This is a genomic window from Pseudomonas sp. GW821-FHT11G12, from assembly GCF_058808055.1.
On the sequence record NZ_JBXARH010000001.1, the window covers coordinates 313,477 to 328,455 of the forward strand.

Genomic DNA, 14,979 nt, shown 5'->3' on the forward strand with positions numbered 1-14,979 from the left:
GGCAACAGCGGTTTCAGGAGGAACCAGTCCATTGACGGACGAAACACGCTAATGAGTCCGGGATGGGCTCGCCGTATTCAGCGTCCGTTGTGGCTTGTCACCGGCGCGTGTTGCCTGATGTTCATTCATCCATCCGGGGCCGGCGAACTGCCGCCGCCTCCCAGCGGCATGGAGGCCGTCAGCGATGCTCAGTTGTTTCTGGAACTGGTGGTCAACCAGATGAATACCGGTCGGGTGGTGGCGGTGGAGCAGCGCGGCGGGCGGTTGTTCCTGCCGGCCAGTGTGTTGCGTGACACCGGTATGAAACTGCCCGAGAGTGCGGGGGCTGAAGTCGATCTCGATGGTCTGCCGGGGCTGCACAGCGACTACGACAGCGTCAGCCAGCGACTGCTGCTCGACGTGCCGCCGGACTGGCTGCCGGAGCAATTCATCGGTAACCGTCAGGTCTACCCGCGCACCCCGGCGCTGAGCAGTTTCGGCGCGTTGTTCAACTATGACCTGTACCTCAACGACACCGATGACGCCGGGACTTATCTGGCGGCATGGAACGAGGTGCGGGTGTTCGACAGTTGGGGCACGCTGTCCAACACCGGGCAGTACCGGCGCACCTTGTCGGGGGATTCGGTCAGCACGCTGAGCAACGGGTATCTGCGCTACGACACCACATGGCGCTTCTCCGATGATGAGCGGATGCTGACCTACGAGGCGGGGGACGTGGTCAGCGGCGCCTTGCCGTGGAGCAGCTCGGTGCGTCTGGGCGGCGTGCAGTTTTCCCGGGATTTTGCGGTGCGCCCGGACCTGGTGACCTACCCGTTGCCGCAGTTCGCCGGTGAGGCGGCGGTGCCGTCCTCGGTGGATCTGTTCATCAATGGCTACAAGTCCAGCAGCACCGATTTGCAGCCGGGGCCGTACACGCTGACCAACATTCCGTTCATCAACGGTGCGGGCGAAGCCGTGGTGGTGACCACCGATGCGTTGGGGCGGCAGGTATCGACCACCGTGCCTTTCTATGTCACCAGCAGCCTGTTGCAAAAGGGCTTGAGCGATTTCTCGGTCAGCGCCGGTACGCTGCGACGTGATTACGGGTTGAAGGATTTCAGCTACGGGCCGGGCGTGACGTCGGGCAGCCTGCGTTATGGCATCAGCGACAGCTTCACGTTGGAAAGCCACGCCGAAGCGGCCGATTCACTGACCCTCGGCGGGCTCGGTGGCAATCTGCGGCTGGGCAATTTCGGGGTCCTCAACAGTGCGATCAGCCAGAGCCGTTTTGACGGTGACGGTGGTCAGCAACTCAGTCTCGGTTATCAGTACAGCGCTCAGCGTTTCAGCTTTTCCTGGCAACGGTTGCAACGCCGCGACCAGTACGCCGACCTCACGGTGGTCGACAGTCCTTACACCAGCCTCAGCAAGCGTAGCGAGCAGGCGACCCTGAGCCTGAACCTTGAGCGGTGGGGCAGTCTGGGTGTCGGTTATTTCGATATCCGGGCGGCGGACGAAACCCGCACGCGGTTGCTCAACCTGAGCTGGAGCAAGCCGTTATGGCACAACAGCAGTTTCTACCTGTCGGCCAACCGCGAAATCGGCGATGCCAACTGGGCGGTGCAGGCGCAACTGGTGATCCCGTTCGATCTGCGCGGCAGCCTGGCCATCAGCAGCGAGCGCAGCAAGACCGGGCAGACGCAACAACGCGTCAACTACAGCCGTGCCGTGCCGTCCCAGGGCGGGGTGGGTTTCAATCTCGGTTATGCCAACGGCGACGGGCCTGATTACCGTCAGGCCGATGTGACTTGGCGTCTGCAATCGGTGCAGTTGCAGGCCGGTGTCTACGGCACCTCGGATGCGGAAACCCGCTGGGCCGATGCCAGCGGTTCGCTGGTGTGGATGGATCATCAAGTGTTTGCGGCCAACCGCATCGACGATGCCTTCGTGGTGGTCAGTACCGATGGTTATGCGGATGTTCCGGTGCGTTACGAGAATCAGCAGGTCGGTCAGACGGATCGCAACGGCCACTTGCTGGTGCCGTGGAGCAGTGCCTACTACCGCGGCAAATACGAAATTGATCCGTTGAACCTGCCGGCCAACGTGCGCAGCCCGAATGTCGAACAGCGCATTGCCGTGCGCCGTGGCAGCGGTTATCTGCTGGAATTTCCGCTGAGCCGGGTGATTGCCGCGAGCATCGTGCTGGTGGATGCGCAGCAGCAGGAACTGCCGCTGGGCAGCGGCGTGCTGCATGAGGAGAGTGGCACGCGCACGGTGGTGGGCTGGGACGGGCTGGTCTACCTGGAAAACCTGCAAGCACAGAACTCATTAAGGGTGACCCTGGCGGATGGCAAGACCTGTCAGGCGCAGTTCAATGTGGATCTGCAACAGGATCAGGTGCCGCTGATCGGTCCGTTGGTGTGCCAATGACGAGGGTTCGGCTCTGTCTGTGGCTGGTGCTGACGCTGCCGGGGGCGGCGCAGGCGCTGTGTTCGGTGGTCACCACCACTCCGGCCGCGTTCGGTACGATCAGTTCGATTGCAGTTCGCACGACCTCGCAACCCAGTTCCACGCTGAACGGTGGTTTGAGCTGTACGGGCTCGCTACTGTCCTTGTTGAGCACCAGCGACCACTTCTGGGCCACGGTGACTTCGACCCAGAGTGGTTTGCTCGGGCCGACCGGCGACGTCATCGGCTACACGATCTACGCCAACAACAGCACCAGTTACCCGCTGACCCGCGGCACGGCCTACGACTTCGCCCGCAACGGCATCATCGATGCGCTCGGATTGCTCGGTGGTACGGTGCCGAAAACCGTGCCGCTGTACTTCGGCACCACCATCGGCAGCAACGTAGCAGCCGGGGTGTATACCGAAACCCTGAGCATTTTCTGGAACTGGAACTACTGCTCCGGGATTGGCATCGGCTCGGTGTGTCTGGGGCGCGATATCGGTAGCGGCACCACGACGCTGACGGTGAACCTGACCGTGGCCAACGATTGCACCATCACTGCGCCCAACATCGCTTTCGGCAGCGCCCCGGTGATCAGTGCGTTTACCCCGGTGACCGGTCAGACCATCAACCTGGCCTGCACCAAGGGCAGCGCCTATACCGTGGGTTTGAACGACGGACAGAACGCGGTCAGTGTCGGCGGTCGACGACGAATGATTTCCGGCAGCAATTACCTGGCCTACGACATTTTCAAAAGCGCCGGCACCACTCGCTGGGGCAGTGTCGGTGCGGAGCGACGGGCCAGCAGCGATGCCGAGGTCAATCCTGGCAATGGTTTGGGCACCGGCAGCCAGATCTTCAACTACAACGCGAAGATCTACACCGATCAGACCACGCCGCCCGCCGGCACCTATCTGGACAACGTGGTACTGGATGTCGGCTTCTGATCCGATCAGAAGCGCACGGTCTGCTTGAGGAGCTGCGCTGCCGGGGTGTCGGTCGGGCTGACCATCGCGTAGTTGTAACCTTCGCCGGACCAGTATTCGGCCTGTAAATCCCCGTCGAGTCGGCTACCGCGTGGCAGGAAGGTGTTTTTCGGCCCGGGCGGGCGCACGTAGAAACTCACTTTGTGCCCGGCGCGATCCTCATACATCACCATCGCCGCCGGACCTTCTTCGGTGCTCAGCAGGCGTCCGCTGACCGGTCGAAAACCCGCCGCCGTCAGGTCCGGCAGGCGGTTGGCCTGGGTGAAGTAACGGTCGAGCCAGCGCTGCATGTCACCTTCGCCGCCGACCTTGTAGTCCGCCGGCAGAATCCCTTGCTGGGCGATCAAACGGTACGCCTGCAAGGCATCGGTCATGGGCGCAACCGTGCGCACAAAGGTCATTTCCCGGGCTTGCCAGCCACTGATAGCGCCGATGCTGACCGCTATCAGCAACACGGCTGCGCTGGCCCATTGGCGGCGTGATCGATGCTTGAGCCGTTGGCGGATCAGTGCCGGATCGAGGTCTGGATTCGCCGGCTGTTGCAGGGCGCCACCGAGGGCGGCGCGCAGGTGCTGGGCATCCTGTTGCCAGGCGCGGATCAACGCGGCGTCGTCGGGGTGGCTGGCCAGCCAGTTTTCCAGCACACGCCGGTCGGCGTCGCTGAGCTGGTGGTCGATGTAGGCGTGCAAATCACGCTCGCTGGGGGGCAGGCTGATCATTTGAGTATCCGCAAGGAAGGGCTGCTGATTTCGCCGTCGCTGAGCTGGCGCAGAGCCTGGCGGGCGCGGGACAGGCGCGACATCACGGTGCCGGTGGGGACGTCGAGGATCTCGGCGACCTCCTTATAGGTCAAGCCTTCCACCGACACCATCAACAGCAGGGCGCGTTGCTCGGTGGGTAGACGATCGAAGGCTTGCAGGGTCGATTGGGCAATCACGGTGCGTTCTACCGAGGGTTCGGCGTCATCGCGGCCGGTGAAGAATTCGAGCATCCGCGCGTAGCGCCGAGAGCGTCGGTGCGCATCAAGGAACTGGCGATACAGAATCGAAAACAGCCACGCGCGCAGATCGCCCTCGGCGCGTTTGTCGCCCCAACTGGACAGGGCTCGCTCCAGGCTGGCCTGCACCAGGTCATCGGCGCTGCTGCTGTTGCGCGTCAACGACACGGCAAAGCGCCGCAATCTGGGAATGATTTCTCTCAGTTGTTCGTCGAATTCGCTCATGAAGTTCTGCTAGTCACTACGCTGTGGACTAGGAAGACGCCCGGCATTCGAGGTTATTCCACGCTCGGAAAAATAAATACCGGGCCGTGGAATAAATCCTGATGGCGTGCGTCTTGCTGATTCTTCCTACTTGTGGCCGATGGCCCTGGAGTCTTTCATGGTTGATCGCAGCTCACCGCCCGGCGGGCCACAACGCCCGTCACTGAGTGCCGCGAGCCTGGTGTTGCGTCTTGGCGGTATCGCCGTGGTGGTCGCAGCAGTGGCCGGGGCGTTTGCCTACGTTCATGGCTCGTTTGACCCACAACGCCTGACGCCAAAAGCGTTGGTCGATGTGCTGGAAAAGAACAACGGCGTGCATCCCGGGTTTCGCCGCAACCACGCCAAGGGCGTGTGCGTGATCGGACATTTCGAGAGCAGCGGTGAAGCGCGGCCGTTCTCCGTTGCGCAGGTGTTCAACGAGCCACGCACACCGGTGGTCGGGCGATTTGCGTTGCCGGCGGGCAGTCCTTATGCACCGGACAGCGCCGTACCGATTCGCAGCCTGGCGCTGCGTTTCACTCAGGCCAACGGCCAGCAGTGGCGTACCGGGATGAACAGCATGCCGGTGTTCCCGGTCGGCACGCCCGAGGCGTTCTATCAATTGCAGCAGGCGCAATCGCCGGATCCGGCGACCGGCAAACCGGACCCGACCAAGGTCCCGGCGTTCTTTGCCTCGCACCCGGAAGCCGTACCGTTCCTGACCTGGATAAAGGGCGCCAAGCCTTCGGCCAGCTATGTCACGGAAACCTACAACAGTGTCAACGCGTTCTATCTGGTCGATGCCAGCGGCAAGAAGCAAGCCGTGCGCTGGAGCATGACGCCATTGGCGCAGGATCCCGCCGGGGCCACGGCGCCGGAGGGCAGCGACTTTCTGGAGAAGGATCTGGTGCAACACCTGGCCGAAGGACCGCTGCGTTTTCAGTTGAACATCACCCTGGCCAATGCCGACGATCCGGTGAACGACGCGAGCAAGGCCTGGCCTGCCGGTCGCAAAGTGCTGAACGCCGGCACCCTGGTGCTGGAAAAGACTCAGCCGCAGCTCAGCGGCGAATGCCGTGACATCAACTACGACCCACTGGTCCTGCCCGCCGGGATTGAAGGTTCCGACGACCCGCTGCTCGCCGCTCGTTCAGCCGGTTACGCCGATTCCTACCTGCGTCGCACCAGCGAAGTCAGCCAACTGCCCGCCGCCAAACAGGAGGCTCGCCCATGAGAACGCCACCGACGCATTTCAATCCGCTGGCGCGACTGCTGCACTGGCTGATGGCGCTGATGATCATCGCCATGCTGTTTATCGGCGCCGGCATGGTGACCTCGGTATCGGCGCGGCATGAATGGTTGATCAACCTGCACAAACCGCTTGGCATTGCGATTCTGTTGCTGGTGATCGTGCGCATTCTGGTGCGACTGGGCACGCGTCAGCCGCCGCTGCCGGAGGACTTGCCGGGTTGGCAGGTGATGGCGGCCAAGGCGTCGCATGTGTTGTTGTACGCGCTGATGCTGGTGTTGCCGCTGCTGGGTTGGGCGATGATCAGCGCGGCGGGGGATCCGGTGATGCTTGGCCATTCGTTGCAATTGCCGTCGATCCTGCCGGCGGATGCCCAGGTGTTTGCGCTGTTGCGCAAGGCACACGGTTATCTGGCGTATCTGTTGTTTCTGACTGTGTTGCTGCACCTGGCGGCGGCGCTGTTCCATGGTTGGGTGCGCCGTGACGAGGTGCTCGACAGCATGCTGCGGGGACGGAGTCGCGACTGACCACGGACGTTAATCTGGCGTGGCGAGGGAGCAAGTCTGCTCGCCACGTTTTTGCGGTGCGAGCGTTCGCCACCAGTACAACAACGCGACCATGTTGATTCCGGCACCCAACCAGCAGACACCCGGCCATCCTGCCCAGGCGTACATGGCCGTCGAGGCGATTGAGCCCACGGCGCTGCCAATCGAGTAAAACAGCATGTAGCCGGCGGTCAGTCGGCTTTGTGCCTGGGGGCGGACGCTGTAGATCATGCTCTGGCTGGTGACGTGCACAGCCTGCAAGCCCAGATCCAGGGTGATCACCCCGAGCAACAGTGCCCACAACGAGGATTGGGTGAACGCAATCGGCAGCCATGAACCGAGCATCAGCAGCAAGGACAGGCCGCTGACCCATTGGCCGAACCCTCTATCCGCCAAGCGCCCAGCTCTTGCAGCCGCCAGTGCGCCAGCCGCGCCGGCCAGTCCGAACAATCCGATTTCACTGTGGGAAAGCGATAGCGGCGGGGCGGCGAGCGGTAGAACCATCGGCGTCCACAGGACCATGGCGCTGGCGAAGGTCAACAGGGCCAGAATCGCCCGTTGTCGCAGTACCGGTTCCTCTTGGAATAACCGGAACACCGAGGCGATCAGCACTGTATAGGATGTTGCCGGTTGCGGGCTCTCGTCCTTGGGCAGTACGCGAAACAGTAGCAACGCCATGACCAGCGTCAGCCCTGCGGACAACAGATAAATCGCCCGCCAACCGGCCAGATCCGCCATCCCGCCGGCCACAGTGCGCGCGAGCAAAATGCCGACCACGATGCCGCTGGTGATGACGCCGACGACGTGTCCGCGTTGCGCCGGGATGGCCAGGGTTGCGGCATAGGCCACCAGCACTTGAGTGACGACGGCGAGCAGACCGGTCAGGGTCATGCCGATCAGCAGCCAGGTGCTGCTGGTTGCCAGCGCGATCATCAGCAATGCCGCGGCGGACAACAGGGTTTGCGTGACAATCAAGCGCCGACGGTTGAGCAGATCGCCGAGCGGCACGAGCAGTATCAGCCCGACGCCGTAGCCGACCTGAGTCAGCGTGATGACGATGCCGATACTGGCGGGCGACAGGTTGAAGGCTTCGGCCATGGCGTCCAGCAGCGGTTGAGCGTAATACACGTTTCCGACTGCCAGGCCGCAAGCGATGGCGAACAGCAACACCACGCCGCTGCCGAGTGTTTGAGCCTTCATGTCCCGGTTCCTTTTCAGGTTTTAAATTAAAACTGGATTGACGGTAAGTAATCTAGTTTTGTTTTGCAACCTGATTGGGTAAAAGTGCAGCGCAAAAAAAAGATCGCAGACACGCTGCGATCTTTCATGTGGCGAAAAACAGGGGGGGGATCAGCGCAGGGTGTCGACCATGTCGGCGATGGTGGTCAGCACGTCTTTGCCCAACTGTTTCGAGCGTTGGCCCGACCAGCCGGTGAGCGGGTTCGGTGCGTCATCGTGATCCTTGAACGGCATTTCCAGGGTCAGCGACAGGCAGTCGAACTTCTGGCCGACGCTGTTGCACGCCAGGGTCATGTTGGCCTGACCCGGTTCGTCGCGGGTGTAGCCGTACTTGGTCTGGAAGTCTTTGGTGGTGTGTTTCAGGTGGCTGCGGAAGTGTTCTTCGAGTTTCTCGATCCGCGGGGTGTAGCCCGGATTGCCTTCGCAGCCGGCAGTGAACACGTGGGGGATTTCTTCATCGCCGTGTACGTCGAGGAACAGATCGACGCCGTACTTTTCCATTTGCTGCTGTACGAAAAGGACTTCAGGGCTGACTTCCTGACTGGCGTTCTGCCAGGCGCGGTTCAGGTCCTGCCCCATGGCGTTGGTGCGCAGGTGGCCGTGGAAGGCACCGTCCGGGTTCATGTTCGGCACCAGGTACAGATCGGCACTTTCCAGCAGTTTGTTCAGTACCGGATCGTTGTGATGCTCCAGACGTTCGATCACGCCTTCCATGAACCACTCGGCCATGTGTTCGCCCGGATGCTGCTGGGCGATGATCCAGATCTTGCGACGGCCTTCGGCGCCAGTGCCTTTGCGCAGCAGTTGAATGTCACGGCCTTCGACGCTCTTGCCAGTGGCCAGCAGCTCGGTGCCGGCCTTGGTCAGCGCTTGCTCGATCAGCCAGTCATGACGGCCACGGCTGTAGGGTTCGAAGTAGGCGAACCAGGCGTGAGTCTGCTCGGCTTCAAGGCAGAAGCGCAGGCTGTCGCCTTCGAATTGGGTCGGAATGCGGAACCAGTTGACGTGGTCGTAGGAAGCGACGGCCTGATAGCCGGTCCAGGCTTTGTTGTAGGAGGACTGGCTGGCGTTGACCAGGCGGAACCAGTGTTCCTGATGAACATGCAGGCCGCTGGCCTTGAAGTGGAACCACTGGAAGTGGGCGCTGCGGGTATCTGGCCGAATCGCCAGAACCGGGCTGAGCGGGTTGCTGATGTCGATGACTTGGATGTTGCCGCTGTCGAAGTTGGCGCTGATGTCGAACGAAGATTTGGCCACGGTCATAATCGGTTCCTGAATATGATTTTTATGGCGGCTACTTTACACGCAAGACAGGGGTGAAACCGAGGGAAATTGCGGGGTGTGGCGGGGGGCGTCCTCCATGACGCGGATGCAGCTTAGTAGCTGTGCGATTGATTCTCAAGTGCTAATTGGCATTACTTTTCCCTAACGCGGGCGGGGTTCTCTTGCCAAGCGATATTCTTTTGATATTATCCGCGCCATCGAATTTGCAGCACCCAAAGACTTCATTAGCCTGAAGCCACAAGCCAGAAAACTGGCAAAAAAAAGACCCGGCAAAAAGCCGGGTCAAAAACCGTGATTAGCCTGATGAGGAGATAGTCCAGAAGACCGACCTAAGGTCTCTGGTCCATCGACTGATCTCGCGACCAGCTGCTTGCAATAATAATCATTATCATTTGCAAGTCAAACGTTTTTATCTGCGCGATTGGAAAATTCTTTCCCGTCCGTCTTCAGCGAACACCGCCATCGAGCGAGTGATCGACCATCGCTCGTGCCATGTCCACCATGTGCACGACCGAAAAAGCCAAATCCCGACTGACACCCTGCAAGCCGTCTGCTGCCTTGAATGCCGTGGCCGCTGCACATCGCAGCAAATCCGAGGCGTGGACCAGGGATTCTTCGCCACTCAGGTTGCTGTTCACGCCGAAAAAACGTTCTTCCACATCCGGTTCTGACACAGCCGGTTTCAAGTAATAGTCCAATGCCCGCTGCGCAGCGGCGCATCCTTGCGCAGACGTGAACGTGGTGTCCATTTGCAGGTCGGGCAGGTCTTTGCTGGTGATGTTCATGGTGAAAGGTCACTCCTTGGTCGATTCAAATCCGTGATCCAAGAATAGTACCTAGAGTATTTGTGACCAGAATTTAAATACTACAATATGTGTTTTGATGGCCCGGGACGGGCACGTATGGTGCCGCACATGGATAAATGGATTGAGTTGGTCAAGGCCAAAATGAGTGAACTCAATGTCACTCAAGTCGAACTCGGCGAGCGCGTCGGCATGTCTCAGGGCGGTATCGGCCATTGGCTGAACAAACGCCGTGAGCCCGGCATCACGCAGATGAACCGCGTGCTGAAAGCGCTGGGCATGGAGTTTCTCGAAGTCGCGGTAGTGATCCGCGAACCGCAAGTCGACAAGGACGACGAAATGCCTCTGGCGCAGAAGTACAACCCTTACTTCCGCTATCCGGTCAGCGACTGGAAAACCCCGATCGAGGCCCGTGAAGCCCAACCGGCGTATTCGAGCGGCAAGGACAAGCGACGTTTCGAACTGACGGATTACCATGCCCGAGGCCCGGCGTTCTGGCTCACGGTAATGGGCAACTCGATGACCGCACCAACCGGGCAGAGCATCGGCGAGGGGATGCTGATCCTGGTGGATCCGGCGGTGGAGGCGGAGCCCGGCAAACTGGTGATCGCCCAGTGGCAGGACAGTGATGAAGCGATTTTCCGCAAACTGATCGAAGAGGGCGGCCAGCGTTACCTGATGCCGCTCAATCCGACCTGGCCGAAAGCCGTGTTTACCGACGAGTGCCGAATTATCGGTGTCGTGGTTCAGGCATCGGCCAAGTACTAGTCAGATCGATCCTCACAATGTGTAGGATCGATCCACCTTTCAAGCCTCTTCCAGCTCGACCAGCGCGCTGCCTTCGCTGACCATTTCGCCTTCCTGGCAATACAGCGCCTTGATCACACCGGCATGGGGGGCGCGGATGCTGTGTTCCATCTTCATCGCTTCCAGCACCACCAGTTGAGCGCCGGCCTCAACCGATTGCCCGGCCTCCACCAGCACTCGCACGATGCTGCCGTTCATCGGTGCAGTCAGACCGCCCTGATGGCTGTGACTGGCTTCGACAGCGCTGATCGGGTCGTACGTTTCAATGCGTCGCAACTCGCCGTCCCATTGCAGATACAGAACCTCTCCACGACGAATCGCACGCAACTGACGACGCAAACCATCGCGCTCGATCACCAGTTGCTCGCCGATCAATTTTGCATTGCCGCCAGCACCGAGCGTGAGCGCCCGATCCTGCCCCTCGCAACTTAAATGCAGAGTGATTTCACGTGGCAACCCCGCGCGCAAGCCGCTGTGAAGCGCCCAAGGCGAGGCCGGATCATCTTCCCGAGTCATCCCCGGCAAACTCTGCGCAAAAGCCTGCGCCGCCGCATCCCAGAATTCATCGCTCAGCGCGACAGGCGCTGGCAGTAGCTGTTCCTGATAGCGAGGAATGAACCCGGTATCCAGCTCGGCGGATGCAAATGCTGGATGACCGATAATCCGCCGCAGGAAGTTGATGTTGGTCTTCAACCCGCCAATCGCGAACTCATCGAGCATGCTCAGCAGCCGCAACCGCGCCTGCTCACGATCCTCGCCCCAGGCAATCAGCTTGCCGAGCATCGGGTCATAAAACGGCGAAATCTCATCGCCTTCCTCAACGCCCGCATCAACGCGACGCCCCGGCCCAACGGTGGATTCGCGATACAGATCGAGGCGTCCGGTAGCCGGCAGAAAATCATTCGACGGATCTTCCGCATACAGCCGAACCTCAATCGCATGCCCGTTCAGCGGCACCTGATCCTGAGTGATCGGCAACGCTTCGCCACGGGCGACGCGAATCTGCCAGGCCACCAGATCAAGGCCGGTGATGGCCTCGGTGACCGGGTGTTCGACTTGCAGCCGCGTGTTCATCTCCATGAAGAAAAACTCGCCGCGAGCGTCCAGCAAAAACTCCACCGTGCCAGCGCCGACATAACCGATGGCCTGCGCCGAACGCACCGCCGCTTCGCCCATGGCCCGGCGCAACTCCGGGCTCAGCCCCGGTGCCGGTGCCTCCTCAACGACCTTCTGGTGTCTGCGCTGAATCGAGCAGTCGCGCTCATTCAAATACAGGCAATTACCATGCTGATCGGCGAACACCTGGATTTCCACGTGGCGCGGCTTGAGCAGGTATTTCTCCACGAGCATCCGCGAATCGCCGAACGACGACTGCGCTTCACGCTGGGCCGAAGCCAGCGCTTCAGCCAGTTGGCTGACGTCTTCAACGACCTTCATGCCCTTGCCACCACCGCCGGCAGTGGCCTTGAGCAGCACTGGATAGCCAATGCGCTCGCAAGCATCGCGGAAGGTGTCCAGATCCTGGGCCTCACCGTGATAGCCCGGCACCAGCGGCACGCCGGCCGTTTCCATCAGAGCCTTGGCGGCGGATTTGCTGCCCATCGCATCAATGGCCGAGGCCGGCGGGCCGAGGAAGATCAGGCCCGCCGCTTCGATGGCGCGGGCAAACCCGGCGTTTTCCGAAAGAAAACCATAACCCGGATGAATCGCCTGAGCGCCGCTGGCCTTCGCCGCCGCGATCAGTTTGTCGATTTGCAGGTAACTGTCGGCCGCTTTGCTGCCGCCCAGATCGACGCGGATATCCGCTTCACGGCTGTGCCGCGCTTCACGGTCGGTGGCGCTGTGCACGGCAACGGTAGTCAGGCCCAGGGCCTTGGCGGTGCGCATGACCCGGCAAGCGATCTCGCCACGGTTGGCCACCAGCAGGGTGGTGAGAACAGGTGCGCTCATCAACGCGGCTCCTTGGTGGTGGTTGCGGCTTGCCAGCTCGGTGGACGTTTCTGCAAAAAGGCCCGCAGACCTTCCTGGCCTTCCGGGCTGACGCGGATGCGGGCGATGGCATTTTCGGTGTAGCGGCGCAGGGCCGGAGTCAACGCGCCGTTGCCGACTTCACGCAGCAGATCCTTGCTGGCGCGCATGGCGGCGGGGCTGTTGAGCAGGAGGTTGTCGATCCATTGTTCGACTTTCTGTTCAAGCTCGGCCGCCGGATAGCTTTCGGAGAGCAATCCAATTTCACGCGCCCGTTGGCCGCCAAAACGCTCGGCCGTCAGCGCATAACGCCGCGCCGCACGTTCACCGATGGCTTGCACCACGAACGGGCTGATCACCGCCGGCGCCAAGCCAATGCGCACTTCCGACAGGCAGAACTGCGCGTCATCGGCGCCAATTGCCATGTCGCAGCAACTGATCAGACCCAATGCTCCGCCGAACGCCGCGCCTTGCACCACTGCCACGGTCGGGATTTTCAGCTTGGCGAGGTTGTACATCAGCTCCGCCAGTTCCCGGGCGTCGTCGAGGTTGGTGTGGTAATCGAGTTCGGCCGATTGCTGCATCCAGGCCAGATCGGCGCCGGCGCTGAAGTGCTTGCCGCGTCCGCGCACCAGCAGGAAACGCAGGCTGGCGTCGCTGGCGACCTTGTCCAGTGCCAGGATCAGTTCGCGGATCATCTCGGCGTTGAATGCATTGTTCTTTTCTTCGCGGCTAAGCCACAGGGTCGCGAAACCCCGTGGATCGCTCTGCAATTCGAGGGTGTTGAAGTCGCTCATGAGGTTCTCCCGATCACATCCGGAACACGCCGAAGCGGCTCGGTTCGATAGGCGCGTTCAACGACGCGGACAAGGCCAGGGCCAGCACATCGCGGGTCTGCGCCGGGTCGATGACGCCGTCGTCCCACAGCCGTGCGCTGGAGTAGTAGGGGTGACCCTGCTCTTCGTACTGGTCGAGAATCGGTTGCTTGATCTCGCTTTCCTGCTCGGCACTGAACGCCTGACCGCTGCGTTCGGCCTGTTCGCGCTTGACCTGAACCAGCACGCCGGCCGCCTGTTCGGCGCCCATCACGCCAATCCGCGCGTTTGGCCACATCCACAGGAAACGTGGATCGTAGGCCCGCCCGCACATGCCGTAGTTACCGGCACCGAAGCTGCCGCCGATGATCACGGTGAATTTCGGCACCTTGGCGCATGCCACGGCGGTCACCAGTTTCGCGCCGTGTTTGGCGATGCCGCCGGCCTCGTATTTCTGACCGACCATGAAGCCGGTGATGTTCTGCAGGAACAGCAGCGGGATGCCGCGCTGGCAGGCCAGTTCGATGAAGTGCGCGCCTTTTTGCGCGGCTTCGGCGAACAGGATGCCGTTGTTGGCGAGGATCGCGATCGGGTAGCCGTGCAGATGGGCGAAACCGCACACCAGCGTCGTACCGAACAGCGCCTTGAACTCATCGAACACCGAACCGTCGACCAGTCGCGCAATCACTTCACGCACGTCGAACGGCTGTTTGGCATCCGCCGACACCACACCGTACAACTCGTCGCTGGCGTACAGCGGCGCAATCGGCGCGCGCTGCTGCACTTCGCCGAGCTTGCGCCAGTTGAGGTTGGCGACGCTGCGGCGGGCGAGGGCGAGGGCGTGCTCATCGCTTTCGGCGTAGTGGTCGGCGACCCCGGAAATCTTGCAATGCACATCGGCCCCGCCGAGGTCTTCGGCGCTGACCACTTCACCGGTCGCAGCTTTCACCAAGGGCGGGCCGGCGAGAAAAATCGTCGCCTGATTGCGCACCATGATTGCTTCGTCGGCCATCGCCGGCACATACGCGCCGCCCGCAGTGCACGAGCCCATGACCACAGCGATCTGCGGGATGCCCATGGCACTCATGTTGGCCTGGTTGAAGAAGATTCGCCCGAAGTGCTCGCGATCCGGGAACACTTCGTCCTGACGCGGCAGGTTGGCGCCGCCCGAGTCCACCAGATAGATGCATGGCAGGCGGTTCTGTTGGGCGATGGTCTGGGCGCGCAAGTGTTTCTTTACGGTCAGCGGGTAGTACGAGCCACCTTTCACCGTCGCGTCGTTGGCGACGATCATGCACTCGACACCTTCCACGCGGCCGATGCCGGCAATCACGCCAGCGGCGGGCACGTCTTCGCCATACACGGCGTGGGCGGCCAACTGGCTGATTTCCAGAAACGGCGAGCCCGGATCGAGCAAGCGGTTGATCCGCTCACGGGGCAGCAGTTTGCCGCGCGAGGTGTGACGTTCCTGGGCTTTCGCGCCTCCGCCCTGTGCCACTTGGGCGAGCAGGGTGTGCAGGGCGTCGACCTGTTCGAGCATCGCCGCGCTGTTGGCGGCGAACTCCGCTGAACGGGGGTTGAGCTGGGTATGCAGGATAGCCATGGACAGCTCC

General features: G+C 61.5%; 13 protein-coding genes. 5 read left to right on the forward strand and 8 right to left on the reverse strand.

The features are described from left to right. Positions 1 to 51 precede the first annotated feature (51 nt). Both AC1RR7_RS01380 and AC1RR7_RS01385 read left to right on the forward strand, forming a co-directional pair. Positions 52 to 2,409, forward strand: a complete 2,358-nt coding sequence (locus tag AC1RR7_RS01380; RefSeq protein ID WP_493155823.1) for a fimbria/pilus outer membrane usher protein — start codon at positions 52 to 54, stop codon at positions 2,407 to 2,409. Further along, positions 2,406 to 3,377, forward strand: coding sequence for a Csu type fimbrial protein (locus tag AC1RR7_RS01385; protein WP_096822311.1), 972 nt, complete (start codon positions 2,406 to 2,408; stop codon positions 3,375 to 3,377). Before AC1RR7_RS01380 ends, AC1RR7_RS01385 begins: the two co-directional genes overlap by 4 nt. A gap of 5 nt (positions 3,378 to 3,382) precedes the next feature. Here the strand turns inward: AC1RR7_RS01385 and AC1RR7_RS01390 are convergent, their stop codons facing one another. Together AC1RR7_RS01390 and AC1RR7_RS01395 are read right to left on the reverse strand one after the other, a co-directional pair. Beyond that, positions 3,383 to 4,135, reverse strand: a complete 753-nt coding sequence (locus tag AC1RR7_RS01390) for an anti-sigma factor family protein (protein WP_493155825.1) — start codon at positions 4,133 to 4,135, stop codon at positions 3,383 to 3,385. Further along, positions 4,132 to 4,638, reverse strand: a complete 507-nt coding sequence (locus AC1RR7_RS01395; RefSeq protein WP_096822309.1) for an RNA polymerase sigma factor — start codon at positions 4,636 to 4,638, stop codon at positions 4,132 to 4,134. The genes AC1RR7_RS01390 and AC1RR7_RS01395 overlap by 4 nt, the downstream gene beginning before the upstream one ends. A 157-nt stretch (positions 4,639 to 4,795) precedes the next feature. Here AC1RR7_RS01395 and AC1RR7_RS01400 point away from each other — a divergent pair, with 157 nt between their 5' ends. Further along, positions 4,796 to 5,890: a catalase family peroxidase gene (locus AC1RR7_RS01400; protein ID WP_493155827.1), complete on the forward strand. Its 1,095-nt coding sequence runs from the start codon at positions 4,796 to 4,798 to the stop codon at positions 5,888 to 5,890. Next, a complete protein-coding gene (locus AC1RR7_RS01405) occupies positions 5,887 to 6,432 on the forward strand; it encodes a cytochrome b (protein WP_096822307.1) in 546 nt (181 codons plus the stop codon). The genes AC1RR7_RS01400 and AC1RR7_RS01405 overlap by 4 nt, the downstream gene beginning before the upstream one ends. A 9-nt stretch (positions 6,433 to 6,441) precedes the next feature. Here the strand turns inward: AC1RR7_RS01405 and AC1RR7_RS01410 are convergent, their stop codons facing one another. The 3 genes from AC1RR7_RS01410 to AC1RR7_RS01420 all read right to left on the reverse strand — a co-directional run bounded on the left by AC1RR7_RS01410 (position 6,442) and on the right by AC1RR7_RS01420 (position 9,758). Then, positions 6,442 to 7,650 (reverse strand): MFS transporter, encoded by a 1,209-nt coding sequence (locus tag AC1RR7_RS01410; RefSeq protein ID WP_493155828.1) that lies wholly within the window; start codon positions 7,648 to 7,650, stop codon positions 6,442 to 6,444. A 150-nt stretch (positions 7,651 to 7,800) separates the two neighbouring features. After that, positions 7,801 to 8,952 carry a M14 family metallopeptidase gene (locus tag AC1RR7_RS01415; RefSeq protein ID WP_096822305.1) on the reverse strand — a complete coding sequence of 384 codons (1,152 nt, stop codon included), beginning with the start codon at positions 8,950 to 8,952 and terminating at the stop codon, positions 7,801 to 7,803. A gap of 467 nt (positions 8,953 to 9,419) precedes the next feature. Further along, complete coding sequence (locus tag AC1RR7_RS01420; RefSeq protein WP_096822304.1) at positions 9,420 to 9,758, reverse strand: DUF6124 family protein; 339 nt, start codon at positions 9,756 to 9,758, stop codon at positions 9,420 to 9,422. A 129-nt stretch (positions 9,759 to 9,887) separates the two neighbouring features. Between AC1RR7_RS01420 and AC1RR7_RS01425 the strand changes: the two genes are divergently transcribed. After that, complete coding sequence (locus AC1RR7_RS01425) at positions 9,888 to 10,544, forward strand: LexA family protein (protein ID WP_102621757.1); 657 nt, start codon at positions 9,888 to 9,890, stop codon at positions 10,542 to 10,544. A 39-nt stretch (positions 10,545 to 10,583) separates the two neighbouring features. Here the strand turns inward: AC1RR7_RS01425 and AC1RR7_RS01430 are convergent, their stop codons facing one another. Genes AC1RR7_RS01430 through AC1RR7_RS01440 form a run of 3 tightly spaced genes read right to left on the reverse strand, consistent with a single transcriptional unit; the run spans position 10,584 to position 14,969 of the window. Further along, entirely contained in the window at positions 10,584 to 12,533 is a 1,950-nt protein-coding gene (locus AC1RR7_RS01430; protein WP_102621743.1) for an acetyl/propionyl/methylcrotonyl-CoA carboxylase subunit alpha, read from the reverse strand. Further along, the gene (locus AC1RR7_RS01435) at positions 12,533 to 13,348 is read right to left on the reverse strand and encodes a gamma-carboxygeranoyl-CoA hydratase (RefSeq protein ID WP_096822302.1); all 816 of its coding nucleotides are present in this window, start codon (positions 13,346 to 13,348) and stop codon (positions 12,533 to 12,535) included. The genes AC1RR7_RS01430 and AC1RR7_RS01435 overlap by 1 nt, the downstream gene beginning before the upstream one ends. 13 nt (positions 13,349 to 13,361) lie before the next feature. Beyond that, positions 13,362 to 14,969 carry a carboxyl transferase domain-containing protein gene (locus AC1RR7_RS01440; protein ID WP_007951515.1) on the reverse strand — a complete coding sequence of 536 codons (1,608 nt, stop codon included), beginning with the start codon at positions 14,967 to 14,969 and terminating at the stop codon, positions 13,362 to 13,364. Positions 14,970 to 14,979: the final 10 nt, after the last annotated feature.